At 42.0% G+C, this 19108-nt stretch carries 17 protein-coding genes; 8 read left to right on the top strand and 9 right to left on the bottom strand.

Annotated features, from left to right (window positions below; all coding sequences use genetic code 11):
• Nucleotides 1–331 precede the first annotated feature (331 nt).
• On the bottom strand, nucleotides 332–1393 hold the full coding sequence (gene buk / locus Bovatus_RS13085) for a butyrate kinase (protein WP_004296253.1): 1062 nt from the start codon (nucleotides 1391–1393) through the stop codon (nucleotides 332–334).
• A gap of 25 nt (nucleotides 1394–1418) precedes the next feature.
• The gene (locus tag Bovatus_RS13080) at nucleotides 1419–2378 is read right to left on the bottom strand and encodes a phosphate acyltransferase (protein ID WP_004296252.1); all 960 of its coding nucleotides are present in this window, start codon (nucleotides 2376–2378) and stop codon (nucleotides 1419–1421) included.
• A 179-nt stretch (nucleotides 2379–2557) separates the two neighbouring features.
• On the opposite strand from Bovatus_RS13080, the gene Bovatus_RS13075 reads away from it, so the two are divergent.
• The 4 genes from Bovatus_RS13075 (at nucleotide 2558) to Bovatus_RS13060 (ending at nucleotide 5879) form a co-directional block, all read left to right on the top strand.
• Entirely contained in the window at nucleotides 2558–3361 is an 804-nt protein-coding gene (locus tag Bovatus_RS13075; protein WP_004296251.1) for a glycoside hydrolase family 16 protein, read from the top strand.
• Nucleotides 3362–3369: 8 nt separating this feature from the next.
• The gene (locus Bovatus_RS13070; RefSeq protein ID WP_004296250.1) at nucleotides 3370–4278 is read left to right on the top strand and encodes a S66 peptidase family protein; all 909 of its coding nucleotides are present in this window, start codon (nucleotides 3370–3372) and stop codon (nucleotides 4276–4278) included.
• A gap of 70 nt (nucleotides 4279–4348) precedes the next feature.
• The gene (locus tag Bovatus_RS13065) at nucleotides 4349–5344 is read left to right on the top strand and encodes a M20 family metallopeptidase (protein WP_004311944.1); all 996 of its coding nucleotides are present in this window, start codon (nucleotides 4349–4351) and stop codon (nucleotides 5342–5344) included.
• A 109-nt stretch (nucleotides 5345–5453) separates the two neighbouring features.
• Nucleotides 5454–5879 carry a SufE family protein gene (locus tag Bovatus_RS13060; protein ID WP_004296248.1) on the top strand — a complete coding sequence of 142 codons (426 nt, stop codon included), beginning with the start codon at nucleotides 5454–5456 and terminating at the stop codon, nucleotides 5877–5879.
• Between the two features lie 13 nt (nucleotides 5880–5892).
• Here Bovatus_RS13060 and Bovatus_RS13055 read toward each other — a convergent pair whose 3' ends face one another.
• From Bovatus_RS13055 to Bovatus_RS13035, 5 genes are all read right to left on the bottom strand, one after another.
• Nucleotides 5893–6672, bottom strand: a complete 780-nt coding sequence (locus Bovatus_RS13055) for a CPBP family intramembrane glutamic endopeptidase (protein WP_004296247.1) — start codon at nucleotides 6670–6672, stop codon at nucleotides 5893–5895.
• Between the two features lie 102 nt (nucleotides 6673–6774).
• Nucleotides 6775–7722 (bottom strand): bifunctional riboflavin kinase/FAD synthetase, encoded by a 948-nt coding sequence (locus Bovatus_RS13050; RefSeq protein WP_004296246.1) that lies wholly within the window; start codon nucleotides 7720–7722, stop codon nucleotides 6775–6777.
• A 10-nt stretch (nucleotides 7723–7732) separates the two neighbouring features.
• On the bottom strand, nucleotides 7733–8356 hold the full coding sequence (locus tag Bovatus_RS13045; protein ID WP_004296245.1) for an HAD family hydrolase: 624 nt from the start codon (nucleotides 8354–8356) through the stop codon (nucleotides 7733–7735).
• The gene (locus Bovatus_RS13040; RefSeq protein WP_004296244.1) at nucleotides 8346–11051 is read right to left on the bottom strand and encodes a calcium-translocating P-type ATPase, PMCA-type; all 2706 of its coding nucleotides are present in this window, start codon (nucleotides 11049–11051) and stop codon (nucleotides 8346–8348) included. The genes Bovatus_RS13045 and Bovatus_RS13040 overlap by 11 nt, the downstream gene beginning before the upstream one ends.
• 90 nt (nucleotides 11052–11141) lie before the next feature.
• Nucleotides 11142–12317 carry a sensor histidine kinase gene (locus Bovatus_RS13035; RefSeq protein WP_004296243.1) on the bottom strand — a complete coding sequence of 392 codons (1176 nt, stop codon included), beginning with the start codon at nucleotides 12315–12317 and terminating at the stop codon, nucleotides 11142–11144.
• Nucleotides 12318–12539: 222 nt separating this feature from the next.
• On the opposite strand from Bovatus_RS13035, the gene rd reads away from it, so the two are divergent.
• Together rd and Bovatus_RS13025 are read left to right on the top strand one after the other, a co-directional pair.
• Nucleotides 12540–12704, top strand: a complete 165-nt coding sequence (gene rd, locus Bovatus_RS13030) for a rubredoxin (RefSeq protein ID WP_004306971.1) — start codon at nucleotides 12540–12542, stop codon at nucleotides 12702–12704.
• Between the two features lie 115 nt (nucleotides 12705–12819).
• Nucleotides 12820–13542 carry a hypothetical protein gene (locus Bovatus_RS13025; protein WP_032844196.1) on the top strand — a complete coding sequence of 241 codons (723 nt, stop codon included), beginning with the start codon at nucleotides 12820–12822 and terminating at the stop codon, nucleotides 13540–13542.
• An 89-nt stretch (nucleotides 13543–13631) separates the two neighbouring features.
• Here the strand turns inward: Bovatus_RS13025 and Bovatus_RS13020 are convergent, their stop codons facing one another.
• Nucleotides 13632–15329 carry a Na/Pi cotransporter family protein gene (locus tag Bovatus_RS13020; protein ID WP_004296240.1) on the bottom strand — a complete coding sequence of 566 codons (1698 nt, stop codon included), beginning with the start codon at nucleotides 15327–15329 and terminating at the stop codon, nucleotides 13632–13634.
• Between the two features lie 82 nt (nucleotides 15330–15411).
• Here Bovatus_RS13020 and Bovatus_RS13015 point away from each other — a divergent pair, with 82 nt between their 5' ends.
• Nucleotides 15412–17085: a nucleoside kinase gene (locus tag Bovatus_RS13015; protein WP_004296239.1), complete on the top strand. Its 1674-nt coding sequence runs from the start codon at nucleotides 15412–15414 to the stop codon at nucleotides 17083–17085.
• A gap of 217 nt (nucleotides 17086–17302) precedes the next feature.
• Nucleotides 17303–17704: a hypothetical protein gene (locus Bovatus_RS13010; protein ID WP_004296238.1), complete on the top strand. Its 402-nt coding sequence runs from the start codon at nucleotides 17303–17305 to the stop codon at nucleotides 17702–17704.
• Nucleotides 17705–17708: 4 nt separating this feature from the next.
• Here the strand turns inward: Bovatus_RS13010 and Bovatus_RS13005 are convergent, their stop codons facing one another.
• The gene (locus Bovatus_RS13005) at nucleotides 17709–19019 is read right to left on the bottom strand and encodes an acetylxylan esterase (protein WP_004323281.1); all 1311 of its coding nucleotides are present in this window, start codon (nucleotides 19017–19019) and stop codon (nucleotides 17709–17711) included.
• Nucleotides 19020–19108 lie beyond the last annotated feature (89 nt).

Raw genomic sequence — 19108 nt, 5'->3', positions numbered from 1 at the left:
ATGGCAAAGGTATAGCTTCGTGGTTAAGGTCGTGGTTAAAATCGTGGTTAATGCGATGGCTAATAGGCGCTTTTTTTATTAACCCCGCTAAAGAAACTATCGCAAAAGTACTTTTTTACTATGTTATTCAACTATCTATGTGAAATAGACAAATATACCTTACTGTTATTATTTGTATTAGTGTTCTTTTTGGTCGAACCATTTATGTGCTCAAGACTTTATATTAGCAGGCATTGTGAATGATGCTGTACAGTTAGCCGTTTCCAATTAGAAACAGAAACTATCAGATTGCTTGGTGATTGGTAACTGAATAGCCTTTTTGTGCGCCCGCCTATTTATAGATTTGTATCGGCAATTCCCCCTTTAGTGCTCCTATGGCATTAAATGCTAGTGACTCCATTTCATTCTCTCCGGGATAAACGTAGATGGGGGCCAGGAAAGAGATTCTTTTTTTCAGTCTTGAAATCACATAGTCCGAATAGGCGATACCTCCTGTCAGAAGGATGGCATCTATCTTCCCGCAAAGTACGGTGGCACTGGCTCCTATCGCTTTTGCAACATTGTAAATCATGGCATCCAGTATCAGTTCCGCTTTCTTATCTCCTTCTTCGATAGATTGTATAATGGCGGGAATATCGGTTGTACCTAGATGGGCGGTCAGTCCAGCGCGTCCGGAGATACGTTTTTTCAATTCGTCTTTGGTGAGTTGACCGCTAAAACATAGGTCGATCAGTTGACCGGCGGGAAGTGTACCGGCACGTTCCGGTGAGAAAGGACCTTCACCGTCCAATGCATTGTTGGCGTCAATGGCTCGTCCGTGGTGATGGACTGCGACAGAGATGCCACCTCCCAGATGGCAGATAATTAAATCCAGATTTTCGTATTGGGTTCCCTGCTCTTTGGCAAAGCGGCGGGCGATTGCTTTCTGGTTTAATGCATGCCAGATGGTGATCTTCGACATTAAGGGAGAACCTGTAATGCGTGCTATATCTTCCAGTTCATCCACCACTCCCGGATCAGCAATGAAAGCCGGACAGTCGGGTAATGTGGAGGCCAGTTCGCTGGCAATCAATCCTCCTAAGTTACAAGCATGGGTACGCATAGCATGCACTGTATCACGTTTCATGGCCTCATTTACTTCATACACTCCGCCCGGTATCGGTTTCACTAAACCGCCGCGTCCGATGATTGCATCAAAAGAAAAAGGTATCTTATTGTTTTCCAATTCTTGTAACACCAGGTTTTTCCGGAATTCAAACTGGTCTATCACCTCGGGAAAAGCGGATAGTTCTTCTACAGAATGTTTTATATTACTGACAAACAGCGGAGTTTCATTTTCGTAAACTGCTATTTTAGTAGAAGTAGAACCGGGGTTGATAACCAGAATTTTCATGAATAGTAGGCTTTTAGTGGTGAATTTAGAATGATGAGCCGGTGACTTGGCTGACTTGTTTTCTGCATTTGCAATCTCCTGACACTTGTAAGCATGCCATTGCAATGCTGTAATATTTGGACAAGCCGGAATCACTACGCGATGGAAGTACTACAGGGCAAATAGGACCTTGCAGCAATCCTGCCATTTCTGCCTGTGCAAACAAAGAGACGGATTTGTAGAATGCATTACCCGATTCAATGTTCGGGAATATCAAGACATCTGCCTGTCCGTTGATAGGAGATACAATCCCTTTAATATCACCACTTGCTTGTTCGCAGGCAGTACGTACATCCAGCGGGCCGTCAATAATCACATTTCCGAATTCTCCCGCTTCGGCAAGTTCTACGATATTCACATAATCTAGTGAATGAGGGAACTTGGCACTCACTTTTTCTGTGCAGTGAATCAATGCGACACGCGGTTGTTCGATACCAAAGTGACGGCAGGTGCAGATAGCATACCAAATCATTTCTATACGTTGCTGTAAAGTAGGACGCGGAATGACGGCGGCATCCGAGAAGAAAAGCAGTTTATGGTAAGTAGGAATTTCCATTACTGCCAGATGCGTGAGGATTTTCCCTTTCGGTAACAAACCTTTTTCTTTGTCGAGTATGGCATGCAGTAAGTTGTCCGTATTGATAATCCCTTTCATCAAAATATCCGCTCCTCCTTCACGCACAATGCGGACAGCTTCGCGCGCCGCTTCATCCGGATTTTCTATGTGGATGGTTTTTACGTATTCAGGATATTGTTTGAGCGTGGGATATTTCTTCAGAATGGTAGAATCTCCAATCATCAGAAATTCTGCAATCCCTTCTTCCAAAGCACGGGAGATGGCATATTCAGTGTTAGGATCGTTCGCACAGACCACGGCAATTCGTTTTCTATGGTTTAGTTTTTTAAGATGAGCCGTTAACTGGGCAAAATTTAGAATAGGTTCCATAACGTTAGATTTTTAGCAAATATCAGAAAAATGATTGAAAAAATAATGATTATAACCCGAAAAATTACATCCATTATGTAACATTTTGCTATATTTTATTTGTTTTGGCTGTTGGATGTGCATGGAACCGTTTTTTCCTGTATTTTTGCAAATAAATCCCCCAATAAAATAAAAGCACCATGAAACAGTTTAAAAATCTATTATTTCTTAGCTTAATTCTCCTTTGTTGGACGCTTGTTTCCTGTAAAAGCAGCAAGACGTCTTCCGGTTGGTCTTTGATCTGGGAAGAGAACTTTAATCAGAAAAAGAGTTTCGATTCACAGGTCTGGAGCAAGATTCCACGAGGTAAGTCAGACTGGAATAACTATATGACAGACTTTGATTCCTGCTATGCCATGCGTAAAGGCAAACTGGTGTTGAGAGGTATTGTCAATCATACCCAACGCAATGACACTGCCCCTTATTTGACAGGCGGTGTGTATACAAAAGGCAAAAAGGCTTTTACGAACGGGCGTATTGAGATTTGTGCCAAGTTGAATGCGGCGGGAGGAGCATGGCCTGCCATCTGGATGTTGCCTGAAGGAGCGGCATGGCCATCCGGCGGTGAGATTGATATCATGGAACGTTTGAATAACGATTCTATTGCTTATCAGACAGTTCATTCCCATTACACTTATACGCTGGGGATCAAGGATCATCCGGTATCACATTCTACGGGAGTGATTCACCCTGACCGCTACAATATTTTTGCAGTCGAAATGTATCCGGATAGTCTTTCATTTTATGTCAATGATGTACATACGTTTACTTACCCCCGCATACAAACGAAAGAAGAAGGACAATTCCCTTTTAATCAGCCCTTTTATCTGCTGATTGATATGCAGTTGGGAGGTTCGTGGGTGGGAGCAGTCTCTCCCGAGGATCTTCCGGTAGAAATGGAAGTGGACTGGGTGCGTTTTTATCAACGAAAGTCAATAAAATAAGAACATATATGGATATTCAATTTCCTCCCTTTTTGCAGAAAGGTGATAAAGTGGTTATTGTATCACCTTCGAGTAAGATAGACCAACAATTCCTAAAAGGAGCCAAGAAACGGATGGAATCATGGGGCTTGAAAGTGGCTATAGGAAAGCATGCCGGAAGTTCATCCGGAAGATATGCCGGGACAATCAAGCAGCGGCTGAAAGATTTGCAGGATGCGATGGACGACCCTAAAGTGAAGGCTATTCTTTGCAGCCGTGGAGGGTACGGGGCGGTACATTTGATCGATAAAATTGATTTTACGGCCTTTTGTGAACATCCGAAATGGTTACTGGGCTTTAGCGATATAACCGCTTTGCACAATCTGTTTCAGAAAAATGGATATGCTTCCCTTCATTCATTGATGGCACGTCATCTTACGGTGGAACCGGAAGACGATCTTTGTGCGAACTATCTGAAGGATATTCTATTGGGAAATATTCCTTCTTACATGTGCGAGAAGCATAAACTGAACAAGCAGGGGACGGCACAAGGCGTTTTGCATGGCGGTAACATGGCGGTAGCCTACGGTTTGCGTGGCACTCCTTATGATATTCCGGCGGAAGGCACTATACTGTTTATTGAAGATGTTAGCGAACGTCCGCATGCCATCGAACGTATGATGTATAATTTGAAACTGGGGGGCGTGTTAGAAAAACTGTCCGGATTGATTATCGGTCAATTTACAGAATATGAAGAAGACTGTTCGTTGGGCAAGGAACTGTATGCTGCTTTGGCAGATTTAGTAAAAGAGTATGATTATCCCGTCTGTTTCAATTTCCCGGTGGGGCATGTGACTCATAATCTCCCGCTTATCAACGGTGCAAAAGTAGAGCTTGTGGTGGGAAAGAAAAATGTGGAACTAAAGTTTATATGTTAATAATCCATTCCATCTGAACGATGCTGTGGTGAAAATGACTAATTTTGAGGCTTTAATAGATAAAAGGACGATGAAAAAGAAAACTATGATAGTATTAATGAGTGCCTTTTTGTTATTATCAGCATTCTCTTGCGGTGGAGGTAACAAGGCAAATAGTACGAGTGAACAAGACGAAAAGACAGTTGTGAATGTACCTCAGTTTGATGCGGATAGTGCTTATTTGTATGTAAAGAATCAGGTAGATTTCGGACCTCGTGTTCCTAACACTAAAGAACATGTTGCCTGTGGCAATTACCTTGCCAGTCAATTAGAGGCTTTCGGTGCTCAAGTGACTAATCAATATGCTGATTTGATTGCTTATGACGGTACGTTGTTGAAAGCGAGAAACATTATCGGTTCTTATAAGCCGGAAAGTAAAAAGAGAATCGCTTTGTTTGCACATTGGGATACACGCCCATGGGCTGATAACGATCCTGACGAGAAGAACCATAAAACTCCGATTCTGGGTGCAAATGATGGTGCCAGTGGGGTAGGAGCTTTGCTCGAAATAGCTCGTCTGGTCAATCAGCAACAACCGGAATTGGGGATTGATATCATTCTGTTGGATGCAGAGGACTACGGTGCGCCACAGTTTTATACAGGAAAGCATAAGGAGGAATTCTGGTGTCTGGGATCGCAGTATTGGGCACGTAATCCTCATGTACAAGGATATAATGCACGTTTTGGTATCCTGCTCGATATGGTAGGAGGTGAAGGCAGTGTGTTTATGAAAGAAGGGTATTCGGAAGAATTTGCTCCGGACATAAATAAGAAGGTTTGGAAAGCGGCAAAGAAAGCGGGTTACGGAAAGACTTTCATGGATGGAAACGGAGGATTTGTAACAGACGACCATCTGTTCATAAATCGTCTGGCACGTATTAAAACGATCGATATCATTCCCTACAATCAGGAAGGTGATTTTACCCCGACATGGCATACTGTCAATGACAATATGGAACATATTGATAAGAATACGTTGAAAGCAGTCGGTCAGACGGTATTGGAAGTGATTTACAATGAGAAATAATAGAATTGAGAAATAATATAATAAGGTGTTGATAGATTGGTATGCCGGTTTTAAATACGGCATCTGCTATTCGCACATTGGTATATTGTCTAATTAAATAATTACTATAATGTCAATTAATGAACTACAAGATGAAGTGATTGCGGAATTCAGTGACTTCGACGATTGGATGGACCGTTATCAATTACTTATTGATCTGGGAAATGAACAGGAACCACTTGAAGAAAAATATAAGACGGAACAAAATCTGATTGAAGGATGCCAGAGCAGGGTATGGCTTCAAGCGGATGATGTGGATGGTAAAATCGTTTTTAAAGCAGAAAGCGATGCTTTGATTGTAAAGGGGATTATTGCCTTGTTGATTAAAGTCTTTTCCGGACATACTCCTGATGAAATCTTAAATGCAGATCTTTATTTTATAGACAAGATCGGACTGAAAGAGCATCTATCGCCAACGCGTAGCAACGGTTTGCTGTCGATGGTAAAACAAATACGAATGTATGCATTAGCATTCAAAGCGAAAGAGGGGAAGTAAAAACTTCCCTTTTTTATTGCTGCTTTTGGGAAGTCAGGTGGTTCATGGTCAGTATGATACCGATAAACAGGAGGATTGACCCGAATAGGACGATGAGATACGGGGTACCGTTAATCAGGTCGTCCATATTTTCTGCTTCGGGGTATTTGATGCTAAGATAGACTGACAATGAATTGTTTAGTACATGCATCAGTATACAAGGTATCAGACTGCCTGTTTTGTAATAAGTCCATGCCAGCAGGATACCGATCAGAAAAGCCGGAAGGATCTGGGCGGGATTTATATGAAAGACACCGAACAGAAGTGCGGAAATCAGAATTGCTTTAGTCGGATTGTATTGCTGAAGTAAAGCGTGGGTGATGGCTCCGCGAAACAATAACTCTTCAAGTACGGGACCTACGATGGCTATTGCAAGAATGCCGCCCCAACCGGATTGGAGAATGTTGAAAGATTGTTCCATGATATTGGGAATCCAATCCAGCAGGCTCATTAGTGAGGAAACTGCAAACCCGCAAGTTAGGATTGCAATGGCACTACAGACCAGATAAGGGGCTGACACAGGTAACCATGTTGCCTTCTTTTTACTGATATAACCGGCTTTCCATAGATAAATACCCATCATAATCTGACCGGCTAGTTGTGCCGGGATCATAATCATTTGCGTCAGAGTGACTTTATCCAGATTTCCCGTGGTGACGAACAAATAGATCGTACAGGGAATCATAATCAGGATTGGAGCAATAATCTGCGCAATGAGAAGGTCTATTAATACTAATTTGATAGCCGTTTTCATGTTTTTTTATTTAGTGGTAAAGAAACTATAGATAAACATAGCTAACATGGATATAGCTATTACCACCAAAGAGATGCTCATAAATGACTTTTGCATAAGAATCTATTTTTTAAGAATTGTTTCTGTCTCTTCAGCATCCTTATGGAGCTGTGTTATTAACTCGTCGATACTGGAGAATTTCAGTTCGGGACGTGTCCGTTTAACAAAAGTAAGCCGGATGAATTTATCATATATGTCAGAATGGAAGTGGAGGATATTCACCTCAATCGTCCGGTTCGGACCATTGTCAATCGTCGGGCGGACACCTATATTCAGCATCCCCATATACGTTTTCCCGTCAAATGTTACCCATACGGCATATACGCCATCGGCAGGAATTAGTTTATCGGGATCATCCACCCGTAAATTGGCCGTTGGGAAACCTATCTTTCTGCCTACCTGATAGCCGCCTACTACGATCCCGTCAAGGAAATATTCATATTTCAGACAATGGGCGGCCAGGCTAACTTCTCCTTCATGAAGAAGTTTGCGGATCAGGGAAGAGCTCACCGGAATGTTGGGTTCGTTCCCTATTTCTATATTGCTGGTATACGCTTTGGCGCGAATTACTTCTATGCCAATTTCTTTTCCATAACGTACATAATCCTCGAAACCTTCGCTGCGGTTATGTCCGAAACGATGGTCATAGCCGATAACCAGATATTTTACCTGATAACGCTCTTTTAGCAACTGTGTCATAAACTCCCGGGCAGTGAGCCGGGAAATTTCCGGAGTGAAATCAAGCATCAGGCAGTAGTCTACCCCGATGTCTGCAAGCAGACTTATTTTTTCTTCGGGGGTAGTCAGAAGTTCCGGACGATACTCCACATTCATCACTTTTCGGGGATGAACGGGAAAAGTAACCAATGCAGAGCGTAGACCTTTGGCGGCGGCTATCTCTTTCACTTGCTGAATCAGATAGCGATGTCCTGCATGTACTCCATCAAAGAAACCGATGGTAGCTACGCAGGGTTCCGGGGTAATTGCCGATGTGTCACGTATAATCTGCATATCTCTAAAATTATTTGAGGTTGAAAAGATGGCTCCAGTCTTCGCCTACTTTCGCTGTATAGGTAGAAATTCCTAAATTTTGGGCTGTCTTACAGTTCATTTCAGAGTCATCAATAAAAAGCGTTTCTTTCGGCTCGATACCGGCATCCTCTATGATTGCCTTGAATATCTCCGGTTCGGGCTTGGCCATTTTCATTTCAAAAGAGAGGTACGTTTTTTCAAAATAATCTTCCACCTTAAAGGTGCGGTAAGGAAACAAATGAGCACATGTCCATTCCCAATGAATTTGGTTGGTATTGCTCAATAAATAGACGACATATTTCTCACGTAATTTTAATAATAAATCCAGTTTCTGTGTGGGTATATCTACCAGAAAACTATTCCAGGCTGCATCTATTTGTTTGTCGCTAACTGCTTTGCCTATCATTTTACGAACTCCGTCACGGAATTCGGCAGGTGTAATCAATCCTTTTTCCTGTTGCATCAGGAGTCCGTCCTGGTTCTGGATATCCAGCAATGCATCTACGTTTTGGAGCCCTAACTTCTGAAAGTGCTCAATGCAACGTTGGCGGTCGAGATTGATAAGTACACCACCTAAATCAATAAGAAGGTTTTTTATTCCTTTACTTTTCATTTCTGTCTTTTTTGTGAATAATACGTTGAACAAGGCGAACAAGTTCTCCAACCCATAACACCGTGGACGAAACGCCTATAATAAGAAGCCAGGTTTGCCAGTCGAGCGGTTCCGTGCGGAATACGGCTCCACCGAATTGTACGATGAGGAATTGTCCGGCAAGAATAGCCAGTACAATAAGCTCCATCCCATACGATTTGGAAAGTCCCTTGAATGCCGAATTGGTAGTACCGAATACACGGGCATTGAACAGATTCCAGAATTGCAGCATGACAAAGAAGGTGAAGAAAATAGTCAGGTTGTGTACATTCATTCCTTGCGTACTGTGGTCGAAATAATAAATCATTCCGAGCAATACGATGAGGAAGATAGAGCCCACACCTATTATATTAGACCGCATTGCCTTACTGATAATAAAATCGGTACTGCGACGAGGTTTCTCAAGCATCACCGTTTCGCTGGGTGGAATAGAGGCAAGAGCCAAAGCGGCAAAAGTATCCATAATCAGGTTCACCCATAACATTTGTGTTACAGTCAGCGGAAGTTCCGTACCGATTACGGAGCCTAGCAGAACGATAAGCAATGCCACAAAGTTGATCGTTAGCTGGAAAACGATGAAACGCTGGATATTCTTATACAGTGAACGTCCCCACATAACAGCGGTTCCGATACTGTTGAAGGAGTCATCGAGCAATGTAATATCACTGGCTTCTTTAGCTACAGAAGTACCTGTACCCATTGACAAACCTACTTGAGCATGATTCAAAGCCGGGGCATCATTCGTTCCGTCTCCGGTTACCGCTACCACTGCTCCTTTTTGTTGAAGCAGTTGTACCAGACGTTGTTTGTCTGTCGGACGGGCGCGAGACATGATTTTTAAGTCCATCACTCTGTCTAGTGCTTCTTCATCGCTCAATTCGGCAAATGCAACACCGGTGATTCGATTTCGTTCCGTATCAGTTTCAGAGTTCCAAAGACCTATCTGGCGTGCGATTTCCGTGGCAGTTCCCGGAGTGTCACCGGTCACGATCTTGATACCGATACCTGCAGACTGGCATTTCGCAACCGCAGCAGGTACATCCGGACGAATCGGGTCGGAGATGGCAACCACTCCCAAGAAATTGAGGTCGTTGGCTGAAACAAGTTCTGTGCAATCGTTCGGCTCATTTTCTCCGACAATCTTGAATGCAAATCCAAGTGTACGCATAGCCATATTCTGATAGCTCAACAGTTGTGCTTCCACTGTAGAACGATACTCTACCGCATCCACTTGCCGTCCATCCAGAACAACTTCTTTACACTTACCCAAAACAATTTCAGGAGCTCCTTTTATATAAAGTATTTTTTTTCCGATCAATGGGGATTCAACAAGAGTCGCCATGAATTTCCGTTCGGTAGAGAAGGTGAGTTGATCGAGAACATGAGCTTGTTCGCGGAGTTGCAGGTAATCTCTTCCCTGTTTGTTAAGCCAGAGCAATAAAGCCACTTCGGTTGGATTTCCTACGCCTTTGGGTTTTTCTCCATTGGTTGATTCTTCAAGAAAAGCTGTTGAATTGGCGCTGATTCCTTCTGCGATAAGTGCGCTAATATCGTCATCAGACAAGTCACTGCCATTTTTTATACCATAGAAATTGGGTTCGTGCACTTGCATCAGATTTTGAGTCAGTGTACCGGTTTTATCCGTACAAATCACGGTGATGGCTCCCATTGTTTCGCAAGCATGCATTTTCCGCACCAGATTGTTGGTAGAAAGCATACGACGCATGTTCAATGCCAGACTAAGCGTAACACTCATTGGCAATCCTTCAGGTACAGCTACTACAATCAGCGTAACTGCCATCATAAAATATTTCAGTGTCCGTTCGAAAACCGGAAGCCACTCATGCCATCCGTTCAGCGAACCGAAATCAAAATATAGCACTACATCCTTCACGAAGAAAATAAGGAAAGCCAGACCGGCAACGGTGAAACCTATCTTTCCGATTAGATTTGCGAGTTTGGTGAGCTGTATGTTCAGCGGGGTGGGTTCGAGGTTATCCTCTGTACTCTGCCGGGCTACTTTTCCGATTTCAGTAGCATCTCCCACATGCAGCACGCGCATGGTACCATGTCCATCCACCACTGTAGTGCCACGCATCACCAGATTGGAGGCATAAGTCGCTTCTTCATCAAAATCAGCTTCTACAATAGTTTTATTAATAACAGGTTCTCCGGTCAGATTGGATTCGTTCACTTGCAGAGAAATAGCTTCCAGCAACTCTCCATCAGCGGGAATTTCTTCACCTGTTTCCAGAATGACGATATCACCTACCACTATGTCTTTACGAGGGATTTCCTGTACGCGTCCGTTTCGGACCACTTTTACCAGGGTTTCTTCATTGACTGCATTCAGCAGATCGAACTTCTTACTGGCATCATATTCGAAGAAGAAACCAATTCCGGTAGCCAATAAGATAGCGGCTATGATTCCGATTGTTTCGGCATATTCGTTTTCGATGATGGAGATAATTAATGAGAAAGCGGCTGCTACTAATAATACACGGACAACCGGGTCTTCAAATTTTTCCAGATAAAGTTTCCAGAGAGAAGGACGCTTGGGGGGCGTTAACAGGTTAATACCATTTTTCTCCCTGCTTTGTAGGACTTCGTCATCAGTAAGTCCTAAATGATAATAGTCATTTTTATTTGTACTCATGCAGATACATGCGTTTAGTTTGAACCGCAAAAATACAACATAAAATTGTGATAGAATGTTTAATTAAAACTTTTTATGAAGTCGAATTTGTTAGCGTGGTTTACCACATGACCGATAAGGAATTGTAAACCAGAATGTAGAGCCTTCACCTTCTACGGAATTCGCTCCGATTTGACCGCCAAGTTTGGCGACAATAGTTTGAGATATGGAGAGTCCCAGTCCGGCTCCTTTTTTATCTTTATTCAGTTTCACGAAGCGCTCGAATACATCCGGTAATTTCTCTGCTGGAATTCCGGTTCCGGTATCCTTGACATAAAAGTAAAGCTCGGTATCTCTAGCTTCATAGCCGAGGCGGATGCTACCTTTATGGGTGAACTTAATGGCGTTGCCGGCAAAGTTTGAAAGCACTTGCGCCACTCGGTTCCGATCTGTTTGAATCATGCAGGAAGAACGGGATGATTCCGCTATAATTTGTATATTTCCTCCGGCGTCATCGACTCTCATTTGAAAAAGTTGTTGTAAATCTGAAAGTAACTGATTGACGTCAACTGTTGTCTGCACAAATTCCAATGTTCCGGCTTCGATTTTTGACATATCGAGAATGTCGTTGACCAGTTGCATCAGGAGGTCGGCATTCATTTTTATGATTTCTTGATATTGGGCCTTTTCCTCTTCTGTAGTTGCACTGCCTAATACCTCTGCAAATCCGGTAATAGCATTGAGAGGGGTACGGATTTCATGGCTCATGTTGGCTAAAAAGGCAGATTTTGAAATATCGGCTTTTTCTGCTTTTTCTTTGGCTAGCCGTAACTCCTTTTCAGCTTGTTTTCGGCGGGTAACATCGTGTACGGTGATTACCATGTTCTCTTCTTCATTCAGAAGGAAGTAAGAACCGGATATTACTGCATCACATTCCACGGTAGTATTATCAGATGTAACTACGGATAAAGTGGCTTCAAGATCCGTGAAGTTTCGCCTCTGTTCGAAAGCTTGTCGTATGGCGGTACGTATCGGGCAAGAACCGCAGAAACTATGTGTGCCGCAACCTCCTTCGGCTGCCAATGCATTGCGACATTGCAACAAGTCGCCCACTCTTTTCTCTTCTGTTCCTTTTCTGGTTCCGGTTTTTTGGTAATAGTTAGTTTTCAGTACCTTGAAATCATTGTCTATTAATAGGATAAAGGCATGCACATTTTTCAAGATGGCGCCGGCAATATGGCTGGTGCGTTCCAACTTTCTGGATTCACGGAACAATCGTTGTTGCATCCGCAGACATTTCCTACGTTCCAATAAAAAACTGATTAGTAGGACTGCGCATAAAACTATTAAGGTAGACAATAGTGCTATAAGCATAGTATAATATTGTTGTTTTAGCTTGATAATATGACTACAAAGATAGTTTTTTTCTTTAGTTTAAAAATAGTGTTGAACAAATATCTTGCTATTTGTGTTATATTATTTAGAAAACCAATTAAAAATACGAACGTTATGAAAAAGTACATTTGCACGGTCTGTGAATATATTTACGACCCCGAACAAGGAGATCCGGAAAGTGGAATTGAACCAGGAACAGCATTTGAAGATATTCCTGATGATTGGACTTGTCCATTATGTGGAGTCGGAAAAGAAGACTTTGAACCGTACGAAGGATAAAACCAAGAGAGAGAATTATTAAGAGGAGAATGACTGGGTGTATAAATATATACCCGGTCATTTTTTATTTTTATGGTTGGAAATTATTCTGCTGATTATAAATGTGATATCTTTGATGCAAAAAACGGAAGTTATGTATAATAGAGCAACCGTCATAACCGATCTAAGGTATCTATCATACCCTGTAATCTTTGTATTATTGATATTCAGCCTTTTGATGGCTGGTTGTAGCGACGATGAGAATGAAGAGCAACCTCCTGCTCCGGATGTTCCGAATTATAGCACGCTTGTAGTAAAAGATATACAGAATATACCTGCGGACTTCACATTTGACCGGGTTGAGGTGAAAGTGACGGGTGTTGATTGGCAAGTGATTGAGACTCTTAGCTTTCCTTATGAGAACGGGCAAATAGTAATGACACTTCCCACTAGTTTTTCTTCGGAAAAGCTTCAGACAGTAGACCAGCGTAATGGTATGGGTGGTTACTGGACCGGAACCTCAGATGATGCGGACGCTCTTGTGGCGACGTTAGGAGATTTCTTTGTTTTTAATGGAGATAAAAGGGTGGGGCGAATTGCTATTTCCAACTGGTCAGGTAAAGGGTCTTCTGCCGGAAAAGCTACATTGGTGAGTTATCAGTATGCCGACCGTTCTTTTACATTGACAGGCAGTGACAAATCATACTATTATAGTAACTGCTCTTTTTATAAGGGATGGAATATTTTTGCCAATATAAATCCGGCCTCGGAAGGCGGGACTGCAAAAGTGCTTCGTACAACTACTGTTCCGGAATCTACATTGTTCTGGCGTTTGGCTGAATCATACGTATATAATTGATTTTATAAAAGATACTATTAGATATAAAAAGGAGAATCAGGTATGTATTGATACTACTGATTCTCCTTTTTTATTCTTTATTTTATCTGTTAAGAAGCTCTTTTCTCTTTCACATCACTGCTGGCTTCCACTACATTCACTACATAGTCACCAAGTTTCTCGCATTCGGCGATAATATCCATGTAGTAAACTCCCATCTGATAATCATATTCTTTGTTGTTCACATCCAGAATATTCTGATTCTTCAGTTGGTTACGATAATTATTAATTTCGTTTTCGATGTTGAAGGATTTGTTGATGTCAATGCTCTGATGCTCCGGTTTTTCTACTACCACAATCATTTGGGCAAGTGCATCGTTAGTCAACTTCATCATGAAATGAATATGCTCATATTGTTTCTCGGTAAAGTCTTGATTAGTCTGACGTTTCCGGTTGATGGTACGTGCCAGATTATAGCAGCTGTCGCCAATACTTTCAATTTCTGTCACTTCACGCAACATGGCGCGTATCTGTAACTTACTTTCAGAACTCAAACGGCCTTCGGACACCTGATTCAGGTAGTTGGCTATTTCAAGTTCCATATTGTCGCTGATATTTTCATATTTCTCTATCCGGCTGAACAGCTTATTGAAATCGTCATCCTTTTCCGTATGCAACAGATCCTGCACCATGCCGAACATCCGGTGGGTACGTTCTGCGAAAAGATGGATTTCCTTACGTGCCTGAAGGATAGAAAGTTCAGCGGTAGAAAGCATACCACCGGTGATAAACCGCAAACGGGGCTCTTCGTCCTCTTCTTTGGGGTGGATAAGAGCACATACGGTACGTTCAATCAGTTTAACTGCCCATATCAAGATACATACGTTACAGATATTGAAGATAGAGTGGAAAGCAGATAGCTTGTAGGAAATAGCAACCTCAGGATTACTGCTTTGAAAGAAGGTGTCTACTACCCAGTTTACTAGATCCATGAAAGGATGGAAGACAATCAATACCCAAATGACCCCAAACACGTTAAAAACAAAATGGGCCAATGCTGCCCGCTTAGCCTGTGTGTTGGCTGTAAGTGCGGCAAGATTGGCCGTGATAGTCGTTCCGATGTTTTCTCCCAATACGAGTGCTGCTCCCAGTTCCAGGCTGATCCAGCCGTTGGCACACATAATTAATGTGATTGCCATGGTAGCTGCAGAGGCTTGCACAATCATGGTCAATATTGTACCGATGAGCAAGAACAGAATAATGGAAAAGAATCCCATATCCGTGTAGTTCTGTACGAAGGCAAGCATTTCCGGATTGGCATTCAGGTCGGGGGCGTTTGCTTTCAGATAAGAGAGCCCCATGAAAAGGAAAGAAAAACCAAAAATGAATTCACCGATGGATTTGCGGTTGCTTTTTCCAGAAAAGATGAGCGGGAGGGCAATGGCTAAGAGGGGAAGAGCGAAAGCAGCCATATCGACCTTAAATCCGAAAATTGAAATGATCCAGGCAGTTACAGTAGTACCGATGTTGGCACCCATAATAACGCTGATGGATTCGGCAAGTGTAAGTAACCCGGCATTCACGAAACTAACGACCATCACCGTCGTTGCTGAAGAAGACTGGATAAGGGCTGTAATCAACACTCCTGTTAGAACTCCCGTTACCCGGTTGGTGGTCATTGCCGTTAGAATACTTCGCAATCTATCACCCGCGACCTTTTGTAAGCCCTCGCTCATGATTTTCATTCCGTAGAGGAAGAGTCCCAATGAGCCTATGAGCTTTAAAAAATCATAAAAAGAATATTCCATCTATAATATTTTTAATGGTTATTTGTTCTCAATCTGATTATAAGTATATTAGTCCCAAATTATTCACCTTTTAACGAACTCGATGAAACAGATGTTACAAATATGTTGCAAAAATAACAATAATTCCAAAGAATTCCCTATCGGAAGCTCACTTTTGGATATTTATTACGGTTTTAATCTTAATTTTCCTTATCAAGTAGTGAGTGCCAAGGTCAATAATCGCTCCGAGGGACTTAATTTCAGAGTATATAATAATAAGGATGTAGAGTTTCTGGATGTGAGAGATCAGTCCGGTATGCGTACTTATGTCCGTTCGCTTTGTTTTGTCTTGTTTAAGGCTGTCACGGAACTCTTTCCCGAGGGAAAATTGTTTGTGGAACATCCTGTTTCAAAAGGTTATTTCTGCAATTTGCGGATTGGACGCCCCATTGAACTCGAAGATGTGACGCGTATCAAGCAACGGATGCAGGAGATCATTGCAGAAAATATTCCTTATCACCGTATTGAATGTCATACGGCGGAAGCGGTACGGGTTTTCAGCGAGCGGGGGATGAATGATAAAGTGAGATTACTTGAAACTTCCGGTTCTCTTTATACCTATTATTATACATTGGGTGATACAATTGATTATTATTATGGTAATCTGCTTCCCAGCACCGGATATCTTAAATTGTTCGATATCGTGAAGTATTATGACGGGTTGCTACTCCGGATTCCGAGTCGTGAAAACCCAAGTATGCTCGAAGAAGTTGTGAAGCAGGAAAAAATGCTGGATGTCTTTAAAGAATATCTGAACTGGAGTTATATCATGGGGCTTAATAATGCCGGAGATTTTAATCTTGCCTGTGAAGAAGGACATGCCACTGACTTGATTAATGTGGCGGAAGCATTGCAGGAGAAAAAGATAGCGCAGATAGCCGATACTATCTTCCATCGTGGTGAAAACGGCAACCGGGTAAAACTGGTATTGATTGCCGGCCCGTCTTCTTCGGGAAAGACAACATTCAGCAAACGGCTTTCTATTCAGCTGATGACAAATGGCTTGAAGCCATTCCCGATCTCTTTGGATAATTATTTCGTAGACCGTGAAGAAACCCCTTTGGATGAAAACGGAAACTATGATTATGAATCACTTTATGCACTCGATCTGGAATTGTTTAATCAACAGCTGCAGGCGCTTCTTCGTGGCGAGGAGGTGGAATTGCCCCGTTTTAATTTCTCTCTTGGCAAAAAGGAATATAAAGGTGATAAACTGAAAATAGAAGATAATACAATTCTGATTCTGGAAGGTATTCATGCCTTGAATCCGGAACTGACACCGCATATACCAGCCGAACGGAAATTCAAGATTTACGTTTCAGCATTGACCACTATTTCGTTGGATGACCATAACTGGATTCCAACTACTGACAACCGTTTGTTGCGCCGCATCATCCGCGACTTTAATTATCGGGGATATTCTGCACGTGAAACCATATCACGCTGGCCTAGTGTACGTGCCGGTGAAGACAAATGGATATTCCCTTATCAGGAAAATGCTGATGTCATGTTTAATTCAGCGCTACTTTTTGAGTTTGCCGTACTTCGTTTGCACGCCGAGCCTATTCTGATGGGTGTTCCGCGTAACTGTCCTGAATATTGTGAAGCCTACCGATTGTTGAAGTTTATCAAATATTTTGTTCCGGTACAGGATAAAGAAATTCCGCCTACTTCTTTGTTGCGTGAATTTTTAGGAGGAAGCAGCTTTAAATATTAAGCAGAAAAATTAGGATATATTCGTGAATTGTGTTTCCTTTGCAGAAAATACAAATAAACCTTTTGTTGTAGTGAAGCAAGGGAACACAAAAATAAACAATATTTGAGTGATATTTAGGGAAAGAATGTTATGGTTGTTATGCAAAACTTTAAAATATTGAACCTTTAATTACTTTTGCTGTTAAGAAGGGACTACATGCAACAAAAAAAATGTGAATATGATTTTTTATAATAGTCTTTTAGCAAAGTGGTTCTTAGGAAAAGGGAAGAAGCACTATTTTATGTTAGGCTGGTTTTTCTTTACCCGCTATAAATATCTGGAAGTCTGGGAAGATATGGAACTCCGAATTCATGCCAGACAGTATTGGGAATGTTTTTCTTTAACCCTGATACCAGCACTTATTTTATCGTTACTGCTTTCATGGTGGTGGATGGTGTTACCATTCGTGACTTATCACATACTTTATTGGTTTGAAAAGATCATCTGTCACCATTCTATCTTTAATTGGGAGGCGATGAAACATTGTGGCGATACGCTTTATCTCAGGAAGAGGAAAGCGTATGCCTGGAAAAAAGGTTACGGGAAAAAAGAATTGCCCGCATCCAGATGGAATGATTAAAACTTCACTTTAAATGCTTCTTTATCCAAAGCAGATGTCCATACTCGGTATCGTTGGAAGTCCAATGCTCATTAATGGGAGTAATCAGTGCTTCTTTCGGACAGTTTAGTACATTGTATACGATGTAGCTGGTTGTCGGAGGACATACATCATCGTTGAATCCCCATGTCATGTAGGTATCTACTTTGATTAATTTCGCAAAGTTCACAACATCATAATAGGCCATTGTCTTTATTTTTTCAGGAGTATCCATATCTACCGAATTCCTGAAGAAATGAGGATATCCGCCGGCACGTCCGGCTTTATAGCCTGCCATATCGCTTAATGCAGGATGATTGGCGACACAAGCTGTCACCCGTTCATCCAGTCCGGCAGCGATTAATGCCAGGGCGCCTCCCTGACTACCTCCTTGTGCGATTACATTTTTGCCATCCCATTCCGGTAGGGAAGTTAGAAAGTCGATACCGCGTACACAGGCCAGATATACTCGTTTCATATAATAATTATCACGACTGTCGAGCCCGTTGGTCAGATAGCCGTTTTCTCTGCCATTGAAAGCGTTGCTGATTTCTTTAAATTCTTCATCAGTCATTTCCGGATTCAGGCCGTGTATCTCGAATTCAAAACGGATGCATCCTTGTTCCGCATAATATTTATGGCGTAGAGGTTCTTTGATGGTTTTGATTCCTGCTCCCGGAGGGCATAAGACAACCGGGAACTTTCCTTCTTTTTTCGGATAGAATAAATATCCGTAGACGCATTGTCTACGTTTGTTCAGTTGCAATTTTACGAGATAACAGTCTATTTTATCAGTGGAATATTTTTCGACATGTTCTTTGGTATACGTTAGGGGAAACTCCTTTTGTTCCGCTTTAGCCTTTTCCCAAAATTCCTTGAAATCGGAAGGCATGGTTGTATATGGGCGAAGTTTCTCCGGTGAAAATCCTACTTTGATATGATGTGAATAGGTCTTTCCATCTACGGTTGCTTTCAGGCGGCAGTCGCGGAATCCCGGCTCTTTCATTGTGCCCACAGGAATCACCCCCCTGCCATTCTTTAAAGTTATACTTCCTTTTGTATCGGCAACAGGCATCATATCACCGCCAATTTCATAAGTGACGGTTACATTATCCCTGGGGATGCCGTATTTATAGAATTGTACTTCTACAGTTACTTTTTCTCCGGTTTTATAAAGCCAGTCGGCATGATTGGGTACGGTGACCCAAAGCACATCGCTTTTATAAGGATAGTTTTCAGCTACGGCGGACAGTAAGGAAAGTGACAATAGCCATACAGATAAAAGTAGTCTCTTCATGGTGTTATTCATTGTTTTTATATCATTAAAAAGTGAATTATTTTAATTCTGTTGCAATATTACGCAAGATTCGGGAAAAGAAGGGTAGA

Origin of the sequence: Bacteroides ovatus (genome assembly GCF_001314995.1) — a bacterium.
Classification (GTDB): Bacteria; Bacteroidota; Bacteroidia; order Bacteroidales; family Bacteroidaceae; genus Bacteroides; species Bacteroides ovatus.
This window is presented reverse-complemented; position numbering and strand designations above follow the sequence as displayed.

Bases quoted from the DNA above. Each gene is read 5' to 3' on its own strand.
- buk (WP_004296253.1), bottom strand. From the start codon at position 1,393: ATGAAAATTCTGGTTATCAACCCCGGTTCTACTTCTACTAAAATAGCA.
- Bovatus_RS13080 (WP_004296252.1), bottom strand. From the start codon at position 2,378: ATGGAACCTATTCTAAATTTTGCCCAGTTAACGGCTCATCTTAAAAAA.
- Bovatus_RS13075 (WP_004296251.1), top strand. From the start codon at position 2,558: ATGAAACAGTTTAAAAATCTATTATTTCTTAGCTTAATTCTCCTTTGT.
- Bovatus_RS13070 (WP_004296250.1), top strand. From the start codon at position 3,370: ATGGATATTCAATTTCCTCCCTTTTTGCAGAAAGGTGATAAAGTGGTT.
- Bovatus_RS13065 (WP_004311944.1), top strand. From the start codon at position 4,349: ATGAAAAAGAAAACTATGATAGTATTAATGAGTGCCTTTTTGTTATTA.
- Bovatus_RS13060 (WP_004296248.1), top strand. From the start codon at position 5,454: ATGTCAATTAATGAACTACAAGATGAAGTGATTGCGGAATTCAGTGAC.
- Bovatus_RS13055 (WP_004296247.1), bottom strand. From the start codon at position 6,672: ATGAAAACGGCTATCAAATTAGTATTAATAGACCTTCTCATTGCGCAG.
- Bovatus_RS13050 (WP_004296246.1), bottom strand. From the start codon at position 7,722: ATGCAGATTATACGTGACACATCGGCAATTACCCCGGAACCCTGCGTA.
- Bovatus_RS13045 (WP_004296245.1), bottom strand. From the start codon at position 8,356: ATGAAAAGTAAAGGAATAAAAAACCTTCTTATTGATTTAGGTGGTGTA.
- Bovatus_RS13040 (WP_004296244.1), bottom strand. From the start codon at position 11,051: ATGAGTACAAATAAAAATGACTATTATCATTTAGGACTTACTGATGAC.
- Bovatus_RS13035 (WP_004296243.1), bottom strand. From the start codon at position 12,317: ATGCAACAACGATTGTTCCGTGAATCCAGAAAGTTGGAACGCACCAGC.
- rd (WP_004306971.1), top strand. From the start codon at position 12,540: ATGAAAAAGTACATTTGCACGGTCTGTGAATATATTTACGACCCCGAA.
- Bovatus_RS13025 (WP_032844196.1), top strand. From the start codon at position 12,820: ATGCAAAAAACGGAAGTTATGTATAATAGAGCAACCGTCATAACCGAT.
- Bovatus_RS13020 (WP_004296240.1), bottom strand. From the start codon at position 15,329: ATGGAATATTCTTTTTATGATTTTTTAAAGCTCATAGGCTCATTGGGA.
- Bovatus_RS13015 (WP_004296239.1), top strand. From the start codon at position 15,412: ATGAAACAGATGTTACAAATATGTTGCAAAAATAACAATAATTCCAAA.
- Bovatus_RS13010 (WP_004296238.1), top strand. From the start codon at position 17,303: ATGATTTTTTATAATAGTCTTTTAGCAAAGTGGTTCTTAGGAAAAGGG.
- Bovatus_RS13005 (WP_004323281.1), bottom strand. From the start codon at position 19,019: ATGAAGAGACTACTTTTATCTGTATGGCTATTGTCACTTTCCTTACTG.